We start from the raw sequence: 19511 nt of genomic DNA, 5'->3' as shown, positions 1-19511 counted from the left end.
GGCTCATCGGTCTATCGAAAAAACCTCTACTCTGTATTGTCCCAAAATTGACGAGCGAACACAAGGGCTTTTGCATTTCTTCCAAGAGGTTTTATCAATGGCAAATCTGCACAGTAACTTATTTCTTCACTTCAATTCCCAGACGTTTAGAAGTGAATAATACCGGAGGTGTGCAGCAGAACCAGAAGCACCAGAATTGGCGCTACATAACGCAGCATGAACAGCCATACCCGGAACCAGCCTGCACGCAGGCCGGATGCTTCGGCAGCCTTTTTCCAGAAGTATCCGGCAAAAATAGTAACCAGCAATCCACCAATCGGAAGTAAAATGTTGGATGCTACAAAGTCCATCCAGTCGAACACACTCTTCGAGCCAATGGTCCATTCAGGGAGCAAGCCGAGCGACAATACCGAAGGAAGCCCAACGATGAAAACGGCAAGTGAAATGGTCCATACCGCGCGGCTTCGGCCCCAGGACAATCTCTCCATGAAATATTTCACCGGAACTTCCAGCAAGGATACCGCCGACGTTAATGCCGCAATCGCCAGAAGCACGAAGAACAACCCGCCAAACACGAAGCCCAGCGGCATAGCCGAGAAGGCTGCCGGAAGAGCTATAAAGATCAGCGACGGACCCTGATCGGGTGCAATTCCGAAGGAGAAGGTCGTTGGGAATATAATAAGACCCGCAATGAACGCATAGATCAGGTCACCCGCACCGACAGCAACGGTTGCTGCACCGAGCGATTGATTTTTATCAACATATGAACCGTATGTCACGAGAATACCCATACCCAGCGATAGGGAGAAAAAGGCATGTCCAAGCGCAACCAGCGCAGATTCAGTCGTGAGCTGTGAGAAGTCCGGATTCAGGAAGAAGGAAACCCCCGCACCAGCTCCTGGCAAAGTCACTGCACGAACCATCAGGATAATGAGCAGAACCAGCATCGCCGGAATCAGCACTTTGTTAAACTTCTCAATTCCATTCGATACCCCTTTGGCTACGATCCAGCCTGTAATCAGAACTGAAATCAGCTGCCACACAATCGGCATATAACCGCCTACAAAGTCACCAAATTGCCCAGCATAATCCGGATTGTTATACAGCGTACCGCTGAATGACGTCACTGCATATTGCAGCGTCCATCCTGCAATGATGACATAAAAGGAAAGAATGATAAACGGCGTCAATACTTGCAGCAAACCAGCCGCAAGCCACCCTTTTTGCCCACCTGCCTTGATAAAGGCTGTTGCCGCGCTTCCTCTGCCGCTGCGGCCAATCGCAAGCTCAGCCAGCAATACGGGTAGACCAATCAACAGGAGACAGACGATAAAGAGCAGGAAAAATGCAGCTCCCCCGTTCTCTCCCGTAATATAAGGAAACTTCCACATGTTGCCGAGACCCACTGAACTACCAATGGCAGCCAGAATGAATCCAGCCTGTGAGAAGCGTTCACCTTTGCCCGGTCCTTCTTGATTCAAATTGGAATTATTGGACTTACTGAAATTCATTATATCTACTCCATCTGTTCTAAGATTTTCCGTTATTATATAACAGTCATCCCCTCAGGTCATTCGAAAATCGAAATTAATCGAAATGTTATTTATTTACAGGAATGTCTACATTAAATATGCTGCCCTTGCCTTCTTCGCTTAACAAAGCAAGCAGCATGTGATATGTAGTCCACTGAACCTCCTCATATGCAGTATGTGATAAAAAAGTCTACGCCAACCCTGTCCTGTATTTTGAAATTCCGTAGATGGCCGCAAACTCAACTTCCCCTTCGATTAACAAACCTTCAAGAAGCAGGGACCTCTTCACAGGCTCTGCTTCTTAGATGTTAAATCGCCATGTTATTCACTGGTTTTCAGCAAACTTTAAGCTTCTGCAGGGGCGACGTATTCCCAAAAATTCATCCCTTTTTCAGCTTGGTCACCTATACTTGCACCAATCTCAATCGCCATGCTTAGGAGGAGAAGGATGAACACACTGAGCTACAGAGATTCAAACACCCGTTGGAACAGGCATTTCTGGCTGTATGCCGCTCTAATTTTTACTGGCGGTCTATTGCTGCGTTTGTACCTCGGAACACAATTCAGGGGTTATATCGGAGATCAGTCCCTGTTCGTCGATTGGATCAATGCCGTCCACCAATACGGGGTTCGTGAATCATACCTGTATGGAAAAGATCAGAACTATCCCCCTTTGTTTATCTTCATTCTGGGGTTGTACCGCTGGATACTGGATGGGTTCGGCATAACCGCCTCAGCTGGCCATCTGTCCATGAAAATACTGCCTATCGCCTTCGATATGCTGTCCATGGCGGTCTTGACCCTCACATTCAAAAAGCTAAGCTCTGGTGCACGGTTGGTGCTGCTTGCAGTTCTTTCCTTCAACCCCGGTCTGCTGGTCGACAGTGCCATGTGGGGACAGATCGACATCCTGCATAGTACATTAATGGTGCTGTCAACCGTTCTGCTGCTAAGTACTCCTCTATTGGCGGGTGTATTGTTCACCGTTGCCCTGCTGGCAAAGTTTCAGGCGATTGTCATTGCTCCGGTCATCGGTATTGTATTACTACGCCAGCTTTATGACAGACAATTTCGGGCCACGCTTCTATTTGTAGCAGGATTAACGATCGCTTCCCTGCCTGTGCTTCTCTATTTTGCAGCAAATGGAACCCTCGGCACCATGCTGACCAACGCTTACGGAAGCGCCGTTAATATGTATCCGCAGCTTTCCCTGAACGCCATGAATATCTGGTATCACCTGCTTGGTGATCCGGGAACCAGCGATGCTACGGTGTTGTTTGGCATAGTGACGTATAAAATGCTTGGTCTGCTGCTGCTTGCCATTGCCGTGGTTGGAGTAGCGGCCTATCTACTGCTGATTAAGGAAATTCGTATTTCATCTCTGCTCATTGCAGGTGTAGCGGTGAATCTCGCCTTCTTTATGCTGCCAACGGAAATTCATGAGCGCTACAGCATACCTGCTTTGTTATTCTTGATTCTGATTCCGTTCTTTGAACGTAAATGGATGTACGCAGCAATCGCCTTCTCCCTGACGACCTACGTAAATATTGCCATGATCATGAGTACGGGCTCTGGTGGCGACTTTGGAGCCGAGGAAGGACAATCGCGCATCGGTGATGGGCCTGGTAACTTTGGCGGAGGACATGGAGCGAGCTTCAGCATGCACGGTTCAGGACTGAGCAATGATTTGATCATAAGCATAGGCACTTCCATTGCGATGATCCATACCGTGATCCTTCTCTGGGTTGTATATGCCATGACCCGTGAAGTTCTGGATGGACGAAAACGTAGCTGAATATGATCCTACAAGAATAAAAAAGAGGTGTTCCAGCACCCATCTCCATGGTTGCGGAAACACCTCTATTTCGATTAAATTTTAATTTCAAGCAACTCATATTTGATAATGCCCATCGGCGCATTGACATGAATGACACTGCCTACTTCTTTGCCCATCAGTTCTTTGCCAAGCGGGCTTTCGTACGATATTTTGTTATCGGCAACATCCGCCTCGGCCGGACCCACCAGCATGTATTCAATCTTCTCGGCGAATTCGATATCATTCAGCAGAATGGTTGAGCCAATGCTTACTTTGTTCGAGTCGATATTGTCCGAAGTGATGACTCTTGCTTTGGTCAGCATTTTCTCCAGAATCAAAATGCGGGTTTCCATAAAAGCCTGATCATCTTTGGCTGAATGATACTCACTATTTTCCTTCAGGTCACCGTAACTGATCGCGAGTTTCAGACGCGCCGCCAGTTCCTTACGCTTCACCGTCTTTAAATCCCTCAGTTCGTCCTCCAGCTTTTCCAAGCCTTCCTGTGTCAAAATCACTTCATCATTAGCCATTTTTTCCATCTCCTAATCCTGCTTTCTATCTATATTCTAACCTATATCCACTCCAAACGGTTAACATACCAAGAAAAAGAAATAACGCTCCCATTGATGGAAAGATGTGTATGTGTCTCCTTAGACTGTACCGGTACAATTGAAGCAAACCAGTGTATTCATTTCATCCGTTCACTTTTACAATGAATTCAGGGCAGCAGCAATTAATAATACGCCCACTACATGACTCGAGGTGATCTGGATGAATGTTACATTGACTCCGTCTGAAATACAGGCCTACCTGAAACGGATAGGCATTCATAATATCAAGGAACCCACCCTGGAATTCCTATCCGAAATCCAGCAGGCACATGTGCAGTATCTATCCTGGCAAACGGTCGATATTTTTGCAGGTCGGCCTGCGGGTATTGATCTTCAAGAATCGGTCCAGCTTATATTGCAAGGCCGCAGTGGTTACTGTTTTCATCTGAATGGCGCATTCAGCGTTCTGCTTCGCTCTCTGGCATATACGGTGCATTGGCATCGTGCCGGAGTTCAGCCATATGGAGAGCAGCCACGTGTGAACTCGTTCCATCTCGGTCTGTCGGTCTCTTTGCCAGATGCAGATCCGAATGTGGAACGTTGGATTGTGGATGTCGGTCTGGGTGGCATGCCCTTCGAACCGCTCCCTCTTCGTTATGGAACCTATGGATCGGCCCCGTTTACTTATACATTAATGCCTTCATCTGTTGCTCCTGGCGGATGGAGACTTGAATATGAGCCCAACGGGCCAAGTGAGGGTGTCGACTTCGCTCCCGAAGAGCTTACCAGCCTGGAAGAGTTCATTCCCAAGCATGAATTCTACAGCCAATCAGCCGATTCGCCCTGGCATAACGCATTTTTGCTCCGTCAAAGGCATGCTCTCCAAAGCAACGAACTACGTGGATGTATGCTCCGGACGCATGACCGTGAAGGTATCCGCAAAAAGGAAATTCAAACCTACACCGAGTGGAAAGACGTATTGGCTGAGAAATTCCACGAACCGTTGGTGAATTACACAGAAGTGGAACGCAATGAAATGTGGGGACGGGTACAGGCTGCACATGAAGAATGGAAAAGAACAAAGCAGGTATGAAGCAACACGCGCAGACCCGATAAACCGATGATTATAAAGGAAAGTCTGCAATCGATGCCGAATACATCGTCAGGTGATAAATGATGATAACGATTCAAGTTCTTCAAGTTCCGGCAGAATTGCCGGAGGCATACTGGAACCTTTTTCTGTCCCGGGTATCTGAGGAAAGACGAGGACAAGCTTCACGTTTTGTACATCAGGCGGATGCCTATCGCTCTGTTCTGGGTGAAGTGTTGACCCGTGTGACGCTGAGCAAGTTGACTGGCCTAAGGCCAGAAGAACTTTCCTTTACCCGTAACAAATACGGCAAACCTGCACTCAGTCAGCATGCAGATGTTCAATTTAATGTCTCGCACTCCGGCGATTGGATTGCTTTAATCTCTGGCGGTGACGCTGATCTAGGTGTAGATGTGGAAAAAATGGCGCCCATCGATATGAAGATTGCGGAGCGATTCTTCTCTCTCACGGAGAGTCAATTTCTGGATGCGGAGCCCACTGAGATGCAGCTGGAAACCTTTTACCGTCTATGGACGTTAAAGGAAAGCTACATCAAGGCCGTAGGCATGGGCCTGTCCATGCCACTTGATTCATTCTCCATGATCCGTAATGCTGACGGGAACTGGCACTCGCCAGAAGCAGCCGCTTATCCATTCCTCAGCCTGCGACTGGATCATGGGCATATGTTAGCAGCTTGTTCCGCAGGAGAAGCTTTACCTACCCAGCCGGATATCATCACAATCGAAGAGTTGTATCAGGCATTATTATGAAGGAGGGGTTACAAACCCCTCTCCTCCAATAACAATCATGCTTAAAAATCCCTGGCGAACCCGCCAGGGATTTTTTCGAAACTTGGGATTCCTGCGTCAATGATGGAGATTTCTTTTGCCTCCGAAAGAGAACCTGACCGCTGTTTTTTCATATCGTTGCAGCCGCGTCAGTATCGCTGATGTACACATTTCGATGTTAGGACTATCCCGTAAAAGGAAAAAAAAGCTAACTGCGTGTTTTGGGCACGAGTTAGCTTTTGATGACGAGTTGCATAATTAAGTTTGCACAAATTTGAAGTAATTAATCCCGGCTCCGCAGCTTCCCGAGCAGACGAATAATTTCAATATACAGCCATACCAGCGTAACCATCAATCCAAATGCACCGTACCACTCCATATATTTCGGAGCACCGTTGTCGGCACCACTTTCAATAAAATCAAAATCAAGTACCAGATTCAGCGCAGCCACAATAACGATGACGACAGAAATGCCGATTCCGATCAGGCTGTTGTCATGAAGATAGGGAACGGTAATCCCGAACAAACCAAGCACAAAACTGAGGAGATACATAATCATAATACCTCCGGTTGCTGCCACAACCCCCAGCTTGAAATTCTCCGTAGCTTTGATCAATCTGGTCTTGTATGCCATCAGCAGAGCAATAAACACAGCCATGGTCAGCAAAGCGGCTTGCAGCGTAATGCCGTTATACAAGTATTCATACGTAGCCGAGAGTGCACCGAGGAACATCCCTTCTGCCACGGCGTAGATCGGCACAAGGTACGGCGCTGCAACAGGTTTAAACGAAATAATCAATGCGAGGATAAATCCGACGATCGCCCCTCCATATGCAAGAGGAAGCACTTCCTGCCCATTGAAAAACATCATCCAGGATGCAAATGCACTGCCCAGCAGGATTACCAGCGTAATAAACGCCTTGTTTACTGTACCGTTGATCGTCATTCTGGTTTGATACCGATCATCTCCATATCCTCTGGAGTCTTCAAACGTACTATCTTTGAGTGTGGGGTTACCGCTACGTCCGATCAAAACAATCACCTCTTCTATGTATTTGGTTAATCCTGCACTACCATCTCTACGTTCTACATTGCCATTTCTACGAACTACATAATAAATTGCATATTGAAAAACAAAAATTCTATGGCTTCTAAGCAGACGTGGGATGCAATCCGCAGATCGCATCCTTGTCTGTTTACGCAAGGTATAGGCTATATGTCCCAAACGTTGCAAAGAGTGATTTTTACTATATTCAGCACATTTCAATCATTTGATTCCAATTGTTAACGCTCTTGGGGTATATTCGAGATACTTTATTTGTACAACACTTTATCTGCATTGTATTTCGCACGCATCGTGTTGATGATATAGGTCTCGTAAATTTCGCGATCCACCGGATCTTCAATAACGCATACTTCGATGGTGGTTACTTCCTCGCGGTGTGACTTCATTGGTGATACCGTATCTTCAAAATGTTTCTTGATGCGCGGTCTTAATTTTCGTGCTTTCCCGACAAATAACAACTCATCATCGGCATTGTAAAACATGAAGATACCACCTTTTTCTCGTGTAATCAGGTGGAAATCGGTGAATCCATAAATGTGGCTAAGCTGTGGATCAGCCTGCTTCGTGATGATGACATCTGGTGTTGGCACAGTAATATTAATCAATAGGCTCACTTCCTCATTATCTATAGGTCTACATCCTATCATATATCCCAAAAGGACACCATTTCATTCTATAAGCAGCACTATTCACGCTTTTTCCAACACTTACGACAAATATTTCAAAAAAAGGTTAACTTTCCTGATTCAAAGTGGTACTATAGGGGTATGAGGAAGAATTTGGGCACTAAGACATATGTCTTTATATCTACTTCCGTCTATTGTACCCTATGATTGATCATCTTTTTCATACTGAATTCTGTTACGTGCGCACGACAAGAGTACAGTTAGCAAGAACCTAGCTTTATAGCTTTACGATTCATCATCTATTCGACCCTTGCAGCAAGCAAACGTAGAAAGATCCTAGATTTTCGAAGATAGTATAGAATTGGATTGACCTAGAAAGCCTGCAATTATAGCCGTACGAGAGTAAATAGACACACGTAGAAGGACAGATAGCTATCGATCCTAGAGAGACTAGTCATGCAACGCCAACCTAGAAAGTTATAGCAGCAGCACTATAAAAGAAATGGATCACGTTTCACCCCAGCCCGGCATGATGCTAGGGCTTTTTTACGTTTGCGCAAACAACCAACCACCTCCGCAGGCAAACAGAGGTATCGTGGTTCTTTCTGCGGGGGTTATAATATGGCAAGATAGCAAAAGAGGGAGTGATGGGATGTATTCCGATCTGCAACTGACGGAGGACCGCCCTGTATATATACAAGTCAAAGATTATATGAAGCGATTGATGCTCAAAGGCGGCCTGCAAGCCAAACAAAAGCTCCCTTCCACCCGCGAACTCAGCACACTCATGAAAGTAAGCCGCAGCACGATTCTGCTGGCCTATGCTGAACTTGAGGAGGAAGGCCTGATCTACGCGGTCAAAGGCAAAGGCAATTACGTAAGTTCCACCATCGATGCACCTGAGGCAACTTCCGGGTGGCAGCTGGACTGGAACGAACGTGTCAGCGACTACGCAATCCAGGCAGAGCAGTATGATCTGATGAAGCATGGCTCTGGCTCGGAGCGCGGTGAGATTTCATTTACCAGCATCGCGCCCGATGAGAAGCTGTTCGACATGCATAATGTCAAAAGAGCCTTCCTCGACCGAATGTCGCTTGAAGGGGAAGTGCTGCTGAATTACGGATATGCGCAAGGCTACAGGCCTCTTATGAAGTATCTGCTGCAATATATGGAAAATAAAGGTGTCGACCTATCCGGCAAGGATATTCTGATTACCAACGGATTTACGGAAGGTTTTGATATGGTACTGGGCGCACTTCGCAAACAAAGCGGCAGGGCTCTGTGTGAAAACCCGACACATCATACCGCTGTTAAAAATCTGAGACTTCATCAATTCCATCTCACTGGTGTGGATATGGAATCAGATGGTCTGGACCTGAAGCAGTTGGAACGGGAACTTGCAGCAAACCCGTATGATCTGGCCTACCTTGTGCCCTCCTACCACAATCCAACCGGGATCGTCACATCACCTGCCAAACGGACAGAGATCATTCGGCTGATGAACCATTACCATGTGCCGATAATTGAAGACGGCTTTAACGAGGAACTGCGCTATTCCGGTTCCCATGTCTCCCCTCTGATTGCCAGTGTGGGCAAAGGGAACGGACTCGTGTATCTGGGCAGTTTCTCCAAGGTATTGTTTCCGGGATTGCGCGTAGGCTGGGTCATTGCGGATGCGGCACTGATTGATTATCTGGAAAGCATGAAACGGGCGCGCAGCATTCATACCTCGACGCTGGATCAGTCCCTGCTCTATCAGTATCTGAGCAACGGCAATTTCGAGAAATATTTGAAGCGGGCTCGCACAGAGTACAAGCGAAAATATGAGCTGGTCGTCCGCTGCTTGCGGCAGTATCTGCCGATGTGCCGGGTTTCCGGCGAAGGCGGACTTCACCTGTTCGTACAATTCCCACCAGAATACCGCACGAGGGAGCTGCTGGCGGCTTGCAAGGCAAAAGGCGTTACCTTCATGCCCGGGGATACTTTTTATCTTGAACCTGGCCAGGGACAAAACACAATGCGTTTGGGCTTCTCCCGGGTCAGCGATGAGAATATTCGCAAAGGCATTCGCATCATTGGTGAGACGGTTGCTCAAATGAGATGAGGAGGATTCACATGAAAGTTGGCGTGATTATGGGTGGCACATCTTCGGAGCGGGAAGTTTCCCTGCTCACTGGACAGGAGATGATCAACCATCTGGATGGACAGAAGTATGAGGTTATTCCGGTGGAGATCAATAGCAAACGTGATCTCATTGAGAAAGCCGCAGGATTGGATGTGGCACTGCTCGCTCTGCACGGCAAATACGGCGAGGATGGCACAATTCAGGGCACGTTAGAGTCGCTGGGTGTTCCTTATACAGGCTGTGGTGTCCTCGCGAGCAGCGTATGCATGGACAAAGATATGTCCAAACGCCTCATCCAGCATGCAGGTGTACCTACTGGCGAGTGGCTTCAGGTAAGCAGTTTGGATGAATTGACATCAACCGCTGTGCAGCAGTTAACGTATCCCGTCGTGGTAAAGCCCAATTCAGGCGGTTCCAGCATTGGTACGCAAGTGGTGCAGGAATCCTCGGCTCTTCATGCGGCTGTAGAAGCAGCACTCGTCTGGGACGAAGTCGTCATGATCGAGCAATATATTGGGGGCGAGGAGATTACCTGCGCCATTCTGGATGGTCAGATGCTTCCTGTTATCTCGATTCGTTCAAATGCCGATTTTTTCGATTACACCTCCAAATATAATGACGGCGGCGCTGATGAGCAGGTCGTTCATTTGCCTGCGGATTTGCACAAACGTGTAGAAGCCGCGGCACTAACCTGTTACCGGGTGTTAAAATGCAGTGTCTATGCTCGCGTGGACATGATGATTCGGGATGGCATGCCCTATGTGCTTGAGGTGAACACGCTGCCGGGTCTTACCCGAAACAGCCTGCTGCCCAAAAGTGCTGCTGCTGCTGGTATTTCCTTTGCCAGTTTGCTGGATTCCATCATTGATCTCTCGTTAAAAGAACGCCAAAAGGAGGCAACACGATCATGAGTCTGAGTGTAACGATTCGTAACAGTTCCCCTGCAGATCTGCAGGATATGGTCATTCTTATGGATCAACTCGGTTATCCAACTACGTATGCCGAAATGAAGGAGCGTTATTCGCACATCGCTGCGGATTCAAACTTTGCAACGTTGGTTGCCGAAGTCCGTGGCCGTGTCGTTGGACTGATTGGACTCCAAACATCTTACCTATATGAAAAAAACGGAAAACACTGCCGTATTATGGCTCTTATCGTGCATGACCAGTTCAGAAGCTCCGGCATCGGTCGTCAGCTTATTCTGGAAGCAGAGCAATGGGCAGCCACTCATGGCGTGGATTCCTTGTCTCTAAACAGCGGCAATCGCCCGGATCGTGAAGCTGCGCATAAATTCTACCAACAGATGGGCTTTACCGCGGGAAGCACCGGCTTTAGCAAAAAGCCGCAGGCTTTGCAGCACAGCTGACTGTTTACAAAGTAACATCAAAAAAACGCCCATTTCCAACACAAAGGTCGGAAACGGGCGTTCTCTTTTTGCTATATAAGTACATTTATCTATTTGCCTTCATGGACTCATACGCAGCAAATAACTCCTCTATAGCCACTCCATTAATCTTCATTCCTGCCACCTGACACTGTTCCAACTGTACGTCGGACAGATCACAGTCATTGAAATGACTGCCCTTGAGGTCACAATGTTCCCAACGCATGGGTACTCTATCTGGGCCGAGATGTGTATCCTGGAAATGAACACCATCCAAAGCGCAGAATTCAACCTTGCTATCTGTTAAACGCAAATCGGCCAGTAATATGCTGGTCATATTCAGATTGGTGAATTTGCCCCCACTCAGGTTGCAATCGGTCATCCGGATATCCCGAAGATTGCTGGTGCTGAAGCGAACTGAATCCAGATCAGCTTGGTAAAATTCAGTAACTGTCTCACCCTTAACGTTGGATAATTCCTCAGATGGGAGCTGGATTACAGGCTCTATTGTTATGATTTTCTCATATCCATATTCATCTTCAGACGCATGGAGACAGACATAACCCATTTTCTCATAAAAATGATGATTATCCCGATGTCTTCCCGAGGTCTCCAGCTTCCATACCCCAATCTCGGGAAATTCGGCCTCAACAAGCCTGATGACCTGAGATCCTATACCCCGACCATGACAAACGGGATCAATAAAGATTTTATCCAGTCTCGCATGCCTGCTTCCCAATACATTGACACTGACTCCACCAATGGTACACCCATCCCATTCTATAACGTAATAGTCCCATTCACGGATCACGTAACTGTGCATACGAACAGACGAATAGCCTGGTGGACAAAGGTTGCTGTCCGGAACTGTGTCTCCTTTAGCCCAGACTCTAATCGCATGGTCAAAGGCTCTGGTGCATATCTCCGTAAGCACTTCAGCATCCTCTTGGCATGCACGACGAAGCTGAACTTGAGATTGCAGCCCCAGTGAAGATGCTGGTGCCGGCTGTACTTTATGTCGCTCAAAGTAATCGTAATCTGCCTGATCCGAAAGTTTTCTGCGAGAGACATAACGAAATTCGGCATGCTCAAGCACCTTGCGTGAAGGCTGGTTAAACGGCTTCACAATACCCACGATTCGGTCCAACAGAGTATTTTCGAACAAGTATGTCGTTAAGGCATTCACTGCTTCTGTAATATACCCTTTATTCCGATAATCGCGTGAAATGGCGTAAGCCACTTCACGATCATCACTATCCAGCATGTCATTGGGAAACACACCACACCAACCAATGATTTGCTGGTCTTTGTTGTGTACAACTGCCAGCATGACCCGTACATCTTTTGGATCGAACTGCTCGTAACTGCCAACAACAAATTGCAGAAAACCATGCAGCTGTTCCTCTGTCATCCTCCATTCGGGAAGAATATCCGTGATTTCAGGTTGTCGGGTTAATGCATACAGCGCGTCCTGGTCTTCCAGCGTTAGTGGACGTAATGTAATCGAACTGGATTGGATGGTCAATTGACTTTTCATATATAACACCCCTGGGGGATTTATTTGGGATGACACGACAAAGAGGAGCACCTCCAATAGAGGCACTCCCCGATTCGTTTCATCATTTCAGAAACGCCGAAGCTCCTCGTAATGGGTCAAAAAGGACACACGTATCCCGTTAATGGTCTAACGGAATTTTTTCATTGTGTTCTTTCATGATCATTACGAGAAATCTGGCATACTCTGAAATCCCCTCTCAACTAAGGCTTACATACAAATCTTAATTATGGCCGGTCGATGAAAATCCAGCCTGTTTCTTTTTCCTTATCTACAGATGCCCCAAGAGATTCTGCCATAAAGCGCAGCGGGACGTAAGTTTTGCCGTTTTTGCCCACAAAGGCGGGTTCGACCATCGTTACTTCCTTGCCTGCAACGGTTGCCTTCTTGGAACCTACAGTCAAGACAATCTCATCACCGGTGATATCGTCAATCACGACGATTTTATCCGACCCTTTGGTCCATTTCACTTCAGCATCCAATTCTTCGGACAGATAGCGTAGAGGAACAAATGTTGTATTTTTAACAGTGATTGCGCCATAGGATTCGTCGTCCGGATACAACATGACATATTTACGGGTGATTCCCGCTTCATCTTTCAACAGCTGATACACAAGTGAATTGGAATCGAAATTGCGCAACATCTGACCTGGCGTGATATCTCCCTGCATCAGATCTATTGCACCCGCCGTTTTGTCCACGGCATCCACAGTCACTGGTCCACCAATATTCCACAGTTCGCTGTCACCGTATACGGATACCGATTTGATCGGCAGATCTTCAGAAGCAGGCAACGCTACTTTGAAATCATAGTTCTGTTTACGGATATTCAGTGCGCTGTCCAGATAAAAGTCCAATTTGAGATTGGTCTCCGTTCCGAACACCGTCTTCAATTCAGGTGTTTCGGTCAACAAGTTGGCTAGTTCCTTGTCGTAATTGGCAAGAATCTCGTCAAGACCACCCTTAATCATTTCATACAATGAAGCAACTTCGGCATCCCGTGATTCGCTAATCGTAGAAGGAAGGGCACTGCCGTCGCCAGTATCAACCGTGTTGAATGTAACGAGGATAGGGTAGAACACATCATACAGATCTCCAATCAGATCTTTGAGTCCTTGCTCATCCTGAGCAACACTTGTCAGAAACGGTTTAACCATGGCAAGAAGCTCTTCTCCACTGATCTCCACATGCAGCTTGGAGAGACTCAGCGATTCACCGTTAACCGATTCCTGTACCGGAGTTACGGAAATATTTTTCGGGTTGGACAGATGTTTCAGCGCAAAGGTCAGCAATTTCGGGGAAAGCTCCTCGATCTGCTTCTCCAACGCCTTCGTATCTAGCATAGGAAGCGTGTCATCCTCCAAAGATATGTATAGAGGCTTTTGCGCTCCGTCTACATCAATGATCATTTCCGATTGATCCATCGACAGATGGAAAGGCAATTTCTTTCCTTGCATACTCAGTGTACCTTTGACAGACGCCGTGCTGGAGTCCTTCACTTTGGCATCTTCAATATCCAATGAAACGGAATTAATGAGTTCAATCATTTGAAGCGCATCCTCATCGACGAGGTTTGCTGTAGGTTCAATTTTTATATGCATCGACTGTTTGGATTCACCGGACTTGACGGTTGTACTGTTGACAACGGCTTTGCCAATATCTACGCCACCTACGGCCTGACATCCCGTAAGCGCAACCATCATCAAAACGAGTGGTACGGCAATCCACTTCACTAGCTTGTGATTTTTGATACGATCTCCTCCTTAGGAAAAATGTGGTTCACTCCTATTATGAGGGTTATAGGTAATTGTTGTAAACCGGGTCCATAAATAAATACCAAAAAAGGCCGAACAATGGTCCGACCTCGGGTATGACGCATATTTAAAATTTGGTGTAATTCGCTTCAACAACAATATGCCTAGTCGAATCATAAACAGTTCAGTTTATTCTTTTTCTGTAGACTCGGACTCAGTGTCCTCATCCGATTCTTTACCATCGGTACGTGCAGGGGTTTCAAATTGATCCGGCTCGTCATCTTGAATGGCTTTGTTCTCTTCATTCTGGTTCTGTGTCATATCGTATTCCCTCTCTTCTACCGGATTTCAGGCACAGTCTGTGCCTTGTTTCTATCAATAACCGGAATAATGACAAATTAAACAGACGGAGGTGGGAACTTAGAAAATATAAAAGACAATCCCGTTCCCGCTTGCAGCCGTCGCCTGATATAAAGCCTGAACATCATTCAGTGTCTGAACGATCTCATCGAATGTCTCCTCTGCATCCCAATCTTCCATGACAGGATACACGCCCTCAGCTACCATTTGTTCCAGGCTAAACCGTTTCTTCAATTCTTCAGGTGTCAGTTGTTCTAACGCAATATACGCCTCAAGCACCTGTTCATTGTTCAGCAGGAACAGATCCATGTCTGAATAGTTGCCCAAATATTGTTCGCCTGACAAAGGGACCACATAACCCAGAGGGGGCTGCCCCTCCACCACTTCACCAGTCAACGTAAACTGAAGCATCTGCCACGTTTTATCAATATCCAGCTCGACCGAACAATCATGAACACTGACTTCACCTGATTTAATGGATTCAACCAATTCCTTGGTGACAACAAGATATCTGCCGGACATGCCCATACCCTTATCCCTCCTATGTATGTACTGCTCTTCTTTCCATTAACCGTGCTTGTTGTACAAGAATCGGGGTAAAGAGGTGGAAAGGAACAACAATAATCTTCAAGAAGGAGCGGAGTCCATGAAAAAGTTTGATTACAGCCTCAATTACGAGGAGCTTGATCTGCGCAAGCAGCCTGAACTGTATACCGTTGGCCGGGGAGAGCAAGGGGTATTAATGGTGGAGCCCTACAAAAGCGAGATTTTACCATACTGGCGGTTCAAAACACCCGAAATTGCGACAGAATCCTCGCAGAAGATCTACGAACTATTTTTGGAGTATAAGAAAAAGGATGACTTTGTCGGTATGGATATGGCACGCAAGTTTCTGCAAATGGGCTATACGCGGGCCCGGCGGTATACGAATCATAAAGGCGGACGCAAATATTCGAAGGAGGACGGCTCCATCCTGCCTTATCAGAATGATAAGGTGAAGGCTGAATCCGCAGCCATTTTCAAAGCACAATGGGAGATCGCCAAAACGGACCCGGATTATGTGAAAATGAAGCAGGAGCACCGGGAGAAGTATGAGTCGAAGAACGCGCAGGAGCAGGGGTGAAAATACATGATTCATGCAGATGTTCATTTTGATATAATGCAATACATCAAGCTTCACACACGAGATTAACGAGTATACCCATCCAAAGGAGCCCTCATGAACCCACCTAGCCACCATTTCTTTTTTACGCTTGTTTGCATCACCCTGTGTCTGTTTATTCTGCTTCCTTTGCCTGCATCTGCAGCCAAGTCTGAACTTGCCAGACAACATGAAACGACGGCTTTGGGTCCACTTCAAACCTATGTTGACGGGATGCAGCCGGGATGGAACCTGGGAAATTCCCTGGATACGGTCGGTCCTGACGAAACGTATTGGGGCAACCCGCGAGTTACCCGCGAACTGATACAGCAGATCGCTGCTCAGGGATACCGAAGTATTCGCATTCCCGTCACATGGGATGGGCATATGGGTGACGCACCAGACTACACTGTTGATCCGGCCTACATGGCGCGTGTTCAGGAGGTTGTCCAATGGGCGCTTGACGCCAACCTCTATGTCGTCGTGAACGTTCACCATGATTCCTATCTCTGGATCAGTCAACTGGAGGCGGACCATGATCAGGTGCTTTCCCGTTATAAAGCAGTATGGACTCAGATTGCCAAGCAGTTCAAAGATGAACCACGTAAGCTGATGTTTGAAAGTGTTAACGAACCGCGCTTTCACCGCGGAGCAACAAATGCAGGCGACATGGGCTCAGGCAGCAATATTGATGAGGCGCGACAGTTGGAGCTTTTGCATGAATTGAACACTGCATTTGTTAAGTTGGTACGAGAAACAGGTGGAAATAACGCTGAGCGCCCGTTGGTCCTGCCTACGCTGGAAGGTTCACCAACACAGGTGAGACTCGACAGTTTGCAGCAGACGATAGCTGGGCTAAAGGACCACAACCTGATTGCTACGGTGCATTATTACGGATACTGGCCGTTCAGCGTCAACATTGCGGGGCATACCACCTTCGATACGGATACGAAAAATGATGCGGCCAGTACGTTTAATAACGTGTACAACACGCTGGTTATTCAAGGTATTCCGGTTATTCTGGGCGAATACGGCCTGCTCGGTTTCGACAAACATACGGATGTCATCGAACAGGGAGAGAAGCTGAAATATTTTGAATTCATCGGTCATCAGCTAAAAGAAAAAAAGATCGCGTCCATGTTATGGGACAACGGTCAGCATCTGAATCGACAAACATTTCAGTGGGCTGACACCGATTTATTTCAGATGATCCAAGCGTCTTGGACAGGACGTTCTGCCGTGGGAGAATGCGATCTGCTCTATTTCAAACAAGGTGCGCCTGTGGGAGACAGACCATTGACGATCAAGTTAAACGGAAACAAGCTGGTTGCCCTGTATGCGGGTGAGGAGATGCTAAAAGCTGGCACGGATTATTCGTTCAACGGCAACACGTTAACCGTCAAATCCGCTGCGTTATCACGGATGATCCGCTCAACTCAGAAAATTGGGAACCATGGGATACTTACAGCAAAGTTCAATCGGGGCGCAGAATGGAAATGGAATGTAATTGTGTCTACGGAGCCCAAGTTGGGCGGGGCAACAGGTACGGTAGACACCTTCTCCATTCCGACCCAGTTTCAAGGTGATCAGCTTGCCACGATGGAGGCTGTGTATGCTTCCGGTGAGAATACAGCGCCACAGGACTGGACACCGTTCAAAGAGTTTTTGACCACATTTGCTCCTTCTTATGAAACGAATGAAATTAAACTACAGCCCGATTGGCTCAAAGAACTGCACGACGCACAGATCGAGCTAACATTTCATTTCTGGAGTGGTGAGGTCATTCGCTACACCCTGATTAAGAACGGAAATCAGGTGACTGGCAAGGTACAAAATAATTGAAATTGTTCGCGGGTTGAGATTGTACGACCTGTTGATTGCAATGGGCGCTGCTGGATGCAGCATGACCTACACAGTATTGAAGATTGTTCAAATAGAGACGCTGCCAGTTGGGTATTTCAGCTGGCAGCGTCTTTGAGTTTGGTAGGTTTGGTAGGTTTGGTATGGTTTGGTATGGTACGCCTAAGCCTGTGCCTTTTGCGGCTTGCCACTCTTCGAACGGGGCCGAAGCATGCCCCCTACGATGCGCAGCATTTGTCTGCGCGGCATAAGGCGAGCGAACTGGGCCGTCCAGTAATTGGAGGCACCTGGCACAGCATACGGCTTGCCTGACGCCAACGCCTTCATCGCCACTTCCACAACATGCTCTGGCGTATCCCGTTTGCCTACCGAGGCCTCTTCGGCTCCTACTACGTCGAAGAATGAGGTATCGGTCGAGCCAGGACATAAAGCCAAAAACTGAACGCCTCGCTTCCGGTTCTCTTCATACAACGCCTCTGTAAAAGAAAGAACGAAAGATTTCGTAGCCCCATATACAGCCATGTATGGATCAGGCTGAAAAGCAGCCGTTGAAGAGACATTGATGACGGTACCGTTCCGTTTTTGCAGCATGCCTGGCAGGAAAAGATGGGTCATGTTCATGACTGCGAGTACATTCAGCATAATCTCTTCCTGCTGCCGTGCACCATCCACCTGCTCAAACATTCCATGCGTGGCAAATCCCGCATTGTTGATTAATACATTGACCTGTATTCCTCGATTCATACATTCCTCATAAACGTGTTGTGGTGCATCCGCCTGGGATAGATCCGCTACAATTACTTCCGTCTTCACTTGATAGGTTCGCTCAATCCGTTCTGCTAGTTGACGCAATTTGGACTCCGATCGGGCCACCAAGACCACATGTTTGCCTTTTGACGCCATCTCCAATGCAAAAGTCTGCCCAATTCCTGAAGAAGCCCCCGTAATGAGGACCCATTGATTTTGAACCTGCTTCATATCTCATCCACCTTTTTTAAACACTCGTTTTTTATTGGAAACACTGTTTCCTAATGAAACCATCGTACTCTCTTATCTTCTTACTGTCAACTTCTTTTGATCATTTGACGATTTCCAGCGTAAAACAGTAGAATGACGATAAGAAACACAGTTTCCGTTAAACAACAATATGGATGTATGAGGATGAGATAGATGAAAGATCACAATTCGGGTTCCAAAGAATCCGCTCACACGGTCACTACCTTTCAGGAAGCCAGACTCCAGCACTCCGAAAACCTGCGCCAAAATATTGTGCATGCCGCCGCATCTTTGCTGCAAGAGCACGGTCCCGAAGCCGTCACGGTTCGGCGTGTGGCAGAACGAATGGAGTGCTCCACCAAAATCATATATAACCTCTTCGGCAAGAAAGAAGGGTTAGCTAAATATCTGTATATGGAGGGGTGCGCCCTCCTATCCCAATCGTTTGAATCCGTGCCTCAGCAAGCATCATTCGAGAATTATTTTCGCGATCTCGCTTATGCCTACTGGGATTTCGGGATTACACAATCCAGCTTCTATCAGCTGATGTTTGGTGGTTCTTTTGCAGAATTCAAACCAGATGCAGAGAGTCTGCAAGGAACAGCAACTGCCCTCAAACAAATTACTTCCTTGGTTGCGGCCTCAATTGAGCAGGGAATGCTTAAGGAGAACGATCTCCTGCTTGCAGTCCGTATGATCTGGGCCCCTCTGCATGGTGTCATCCATCTGTACCTGGGAGGCCATATTGAGAGTGAAGATGCCGCGAAACGGCTATATGATCATACGTTGTCCATGGTTATTCTTTCACTTGTTGGAGTATCCTCCAATGGCTAAGCCATGAATGGATAAGGAAACGAAAGAAGGAGC

18 protein-coding genes are annotated in these 19511 nt (G+C 47.2%); 9 read left to right on the top strand and 9 right to left on the bottom strand.

What is annotated here, in order from left to right; all coding sequences use genetic code 11:
- Nucleotides 1–146 precede the first annotated feature (146 nt).
- Nucleotides 147–1511 carry a sodium-dependent transporter gene (locus tag HW560_RS06530; RefSeq protein ID WP_179262442.1) on the bottom strand — a complete coding sequence of 455 codons (1365 nt, stop codon included), beginning with the start codon at nt 1509–1511 and terminating at the stop codon, nt 147–149.
- A 469-nt stretch (nt 1512–1980) separates the two neighbouring features.
- On the opposite strand from HW560_RS06530, the gene HW560_RS06525 reads away from it, so the two are divergent.
- A complete protein-coding gene (locus HW560_RS06525) occupies nt 1981–3327 on the top strand; it encodes a hypothetical protein (RefSeq protein ID WP_179262440.1) in 1347 nt (448 codons plus the stop codon).
- 74 nt (nt 3328–3401) lie between these two features.
- Here the strand turns inward: HW560_RS06525 and greA are convergent, their stop codons facing one another.
- The gene (gene greA, locus HW560_RS06520) at nt 3402–3878 is read right to left on the bottom strand and encodes a transcription elongation factor GreA (protein ID WP_090902976.1); all 477 of its coding nucleotides are present in this window, start codon (nt 3876–3878) and stop codon (nt 3402–3404) included.
- 241 nt (nt 3879–4119) lie between these two features.
- Between greA and HW560_RS06515 the strand changes: the two genes are divergently transcribed.
- On the top strand, nt 4120–4992 hold the full coding sequence (locus HW560_RS06515; protein ID WP_179262438.1) for an arylamine N-acetyltransferase family protein: 873 nt from the start codon (nt 4120–4122) through the stop codon (nt 4990–4992).
- Between the two features lie 83 nt (nt 4993–5075).
- The gene (locus HW560_RS06510; RefSeq protein WP_179262435.1) at nt 5076–5759 is read left to right on the top strand and encodes a 4'-phosphopantetheinyl transferase family protein; all 684 of its coding nucleotides are present in this window, start codon (nt 5076–5078) and stop codon (nt 5757–5759) included.
- 301 nt (nt 5760–6060) lie between these two features.
- Here HW560_RS06510 and HW560_RS06505 read toward each other — a convergent pair whose 3' ends face one another.
- Entirely contained in the window at nt 6061–6810 is a 750-nt protein-coding gene (locus tag HW560_RS06505) for a Bax inhibitor-1/YccA family protein (protein ID WP_064641623.1), read from the bottom strand.
- Between the two features lie 281 nt (nt 6811–7091).
- Complete coding sequence (locus tag HW560_RS06500) at nt 7092–7448, bottom strand: nucleotide excision repair endonuclease (protein ID WP_179262433.1); 357 nt, start codon at nt 7446–7448, stop codon at nt 7092–7094.
- Between the two features lie 673 nt (nt 7449–8121).
- Between HW560_RS06500 and HW560_RS06495 the strand changes: the two genes are divergently transcribed.
- From HW560_RS06495 to HW560_RS06485, 3 genes are read left to right on the top strand one after another with little or no spacing between them, the layout of a single operon-like run.
- Nucleotides 8122–9573, top strand: a complete 1452-nt coding sequence (locus HW560_RS06495; protein ID WP_090902966.1) for a MocR-like pyridoxine biosynthesis transcription factor PdxR — start codon at nt 8122–8124, stop codon at nt 9571–9573.
- Between the two features lie 11 nt (nt 9574–9584).
- Nucleotides 9585–10505 (top strand): D-alanine--D-alanine ligase, encoded by a 921-nt coding sequence (locus HW560_RS06490; protein WP_179262432.1) that lies wholly within the window; start codon nt 9585–9587, stop codon nt 10503–10505.
- The gene (locus tag HW560_RS06485) at nt 10502–10960 is read left to right on the top strand and encodes a GNAT family N-acetyltransferase (protein ID WP_254790096.1); all 459 of its coding nucleotides are present in this window, start codon (nt 10502–10504) and stop codon (nt 10958–10960) included. Before HW560_RS06490 ends, HW560_RS06485 begins: the two co-directional genes overlap by 4 nt.
- A gap of 85 nt (nt 10961–11045) precedes the next feature.
- Here HW560_RS06485 and HW560_RS06480 read toward each other — a convergent pair whose 3' ends face one another.
- The 4 genes from HW560_RS06480 to HW560_RS06470 all read right to left on the bottom strand — a co-directional run bounded on the left by HW560_RS06480 (nt 11046) and on the right by HW560_RS06470 (nt 15175).
- Nucleotides 11046–12515 (bottom strand): GNAT family N-acetyltransferase, encoded by a 1470-nt coding sequence (locus HW560_RS06480; RefSeq protein ID WP_090902963.1) that lies wholly within the window; start codon nt 12513–12515, stop codon nt 11046–11048.
- A gap of 245 nt (nt 12516–12760) precedes the next feature.
- Entirely contained in the window at nt 12761–14266 is a 1506-nt protein-coding gene (locus tag HW560_RS06475; protein ID WP_257031776.1) for a copper amine oxidase N-terminal domain-containing protein, read from the bottom strand.
- 210 nt (nt 14267–14476) lie between these two features.
- Nucleotides 14477–14608 carry a hypothetical protein gene (locus tag HW560_RS33700; RefSeq protein WP_257031775.1) on the bottom strand — a complete coding sequence of 44 codons (132 nt, stop codon included), beginning with the start codon at nt 14606–14608 and terminating at the stop codon, nt 14477–14479.
- Nucleotides 14609–14707: 99 nt separating this feature from the next.
- Nucleotides 14708–15175: a YfbM family protein gene (locus tag HW560_RS06470; protein WP_090902961.1), complete on the bottom strand. Its 468-nt coding sequence runs from the start codon at nt 15173–15175 to the stop codon at nt 14708–14710.
- Nucleotides 15176–15293: 118 nt separating this feature from the next.
- Between HW560_RS06470 and HW560_RS06465 the strand changes: the two genes are divergently transcribed.
- Both HW560_RS06465 and HW560_RS06460 read left to right on the top strand, forming a co-directional pair.
- Complete coding sequence (locus HW560_RS06465; RefSeq protein WP_179262430.1) at nt 15294–15770, top strand: DUF4385 domain-containing protein; 477 nt, start codon at nt 15294–15296, stop codon at nt 15768–15770.
- Nucleotides 15771–15866: 96 nt separating this feature from the next.
- Entirely contained in the window at nt 15867–17630 is a 1764-nt protein-coding gene (locus tag HW560_RS06460; protein WP_179262428.1) for a cellulase family glycosylhydrolase, read from the top strand.
- 180 nt (nt 17631–17810) lie between these two features.
- Here the strand turns inward: HW560_RS06460 and HW560_RS06455 are convergent, their stop codons facing one another.
- On the bottom strand, nt 17811–18626 hold the full coding sequence (locus HW560_RS06455; protein ID WP_090902956.1) for an SDR family NAD(P)-dependent oxidoreductase: 816 nt from the start codon (nt 18624–18626) through the stop codon (nt 17811–17813).
- A gap of 192 nt (nt 18627–18818) precedes the next feature.
- Between HW560_RS06455 and HW560_RS06450 the strand changes: the two genes are divergently transcribed.
- The gene (locus HW560_RS06450; protein ID WP_090902954.1) at nt 18819–19478 is read left to right on the top strand and encodes a TetR/AcrR family transcriptional regulator; all 660 of its coding nucleotides are present in this window, start codon (nt 18819–18821) and stop codon (nt 19476–19478) included.
- The last annotated feature ends 33 nt before the right edge of the window (nt 19479–19511 follow it).

Origin of the sequence: Paenibacillus sp. E222, assembly GCF_013401555.1 — a bacterium.
In the GTDB taxonomy this organism is placed as follows: Bacteria; Bacillota; Bacilli; order Paenibacillales; family Paenibacillaceae; genus Paenibacillus.
Note: the sequence above shows the minus strand (reverse complement) of the source record. Positions and strands in the feature narration are given on the sequence as shown.